Source organism: uncultured Virgibacillus sp. (assembly GCF_947495635.1).
GTDB lineage: Bacteria > Bacillota > Bacilli > Bacillales > Amphibacillaceae > Virgibacillus > Virgibacillus salarius.
The window spans coordinates 1-1,979 of sequence record NZ_CANMAB010000192.1; the positions used below are offsets into that span (position 1 = coordinate 1).

Genomic DNA, 1,979 nt, shown 5'->3' on the forward strand with positions numbered 1-1,979 from the left:
ATAAACCGAGATGCAAGTCGAAATCCATTATTTGATGTGATGTTTAATATGAATCCTGTTGATGACACCATAGTGTTTCCACTAGAAGATGACTTCCAGTTGAAACAAGTTCAACACGAAAGTAATATCGCTAAGTTTGACGTGACACTACATGTCACGGAGTATACTAACACCATCCAAGGTAGTTTAGAGTATAGTACTGCGTTATTTACATCTGAAACGATGGAACGAATGGCAAGGCACTACTTAGAAATTGTGAAAGGGATTTGTCAACAACGGGAAGCGAAGCTTGCCGAGCTAGACATGATGACGGAAGAAGAAAAGCAACAAATTATAATGCAATTTAATGATACGAAGACAGACTACCCACGAGAAAAAACGATGGCTGAATTATTTGAAGAACAAGTGGCGAAAAAGCCAAATGAACTAGCAGTTGGTTTTGAGAATCAATGCATGACGTATCAAGAATTAAATGAAAAAGCTAATCAGCTGGCTCGGGTCCTACGTCAAAAAGGTGTTCAAGCAGAGACGGTAGTAGGGTTGATGACAGACAATACCATCGAGATGATTATTGGAATTTTAGGCATCTTAAAATCTGGAGGAGCGTATCTTCCACTGGATAAAACTTACCCGATGAAGCGAATCGAATATATGTTGAAAGACAGTAATGCTCAGCTGGTGTTGACAGAGAATGACGCAGAGAAATTGGGCGCATTTTCCGGAGAGCGGTTGGATATAACGAATGAGAGCTTGTATGTCGGAAATACGAGCAATTTATCTATTGAACACCATCCAACAAACTTAGCATATATCATGTATTCGTCAGGGAGTACAGGAGAACCAAAGGGAATTCTAATCGAACAGCGAAATGTCGTCCGTCTCGTTAAGCATACAAGCTATATCCAATTTAATGAAGGCGATCGAATCCTCCAGACAGGATCACTCGTGTTTGATGCCTCAACATTTGAGATATGGGGAAGTCTATTAAATGGACAGAGTCTGTATTTAACGAAGAAAGAGACCATCCTTTCGGTAGAAAAATTAGAAAACGCCATCGAGAAGCATTCCATCACTTTAATGTGGCTAACGGTTGCGTTGTTTAATCAATTAGCACAGGAGAAGCCAGATATGTTTCGCCATCTACGATGCCTCCTCGTTGGGGGAGACGTCCTATCTACAAAGCATATTCAACTAGTTCGTAGTCATTGTCCAAACATACAGATCATTAATGGTTATGGCCCAACCGAAAATACGACTTTTTCTACGACATTACCAATCGAAAAGGATTACGAATCGAGTATCCCGATCGGTAGACCAATTAGTAATTCCAGCGCGTATATTGTTGGGAAACATGGTGAGTTAAATCCAATCGGAGTCTACGGTGAGCTATGGCTTAGTGGGGATGGAGTTGCCAGAGGATATTTAAATAGACCAGCTCTTACCAAGGAAAAGTTCATCGAGAATCCATTTGTACGTGGTGAAAGACTATATAAGAGTGGGGACATTGCCAGATGGTTGCCGGATGGCACAATCGAATTTTTGGGTCGAGTTGATCACCAGCTTAAGATTCGTGGATTCCGAATTGAAATTGAGGAGATTGAACGGAAGCTATTACGTCACCACGCAGTGAAAGAGGCGGTTGTTTTAGTGAAAGAAAACGAGCAGCTAGACAAGTATCTTATTGCGTATCTGACCGCCCATAAATTAGAAAAAAGTAATTTAAAAGAATACTTACAAGATAGTTTGCCAGATTATATGATTCCATCCTATATAAAAGAAGTATCGAGCATTCCCCTCACCGCTAATGGAAAAGTAGATCGAAGATCGCTACCAGAAGTCACGAATCAAGATCTCATTCAAGGAGAGTACAAGGCGCCAGAGAATAAAGAAGAGGAGAAGCTTGTCAAGATTTGGCAAGAAGTCTTAGGCATAAATGAAATAGGAACGGAGGATAATTTCTTTGAACTTGGTGGGAATTC

The 1,979-nt window shown here is 40.5% G+C and carries 1 protein-coding gene; it reads left to right on the forward strand.

Translation table 11 applies throughout. From position 1 onward, the window contains the following. Positions 1–1,979: amino acid adenylation domain-containing protein (locus Q1A47_RS20395; protein WP_299632740.1), on the forward strand; the 1,979-nt coding region annotated here is incomplete at both ends.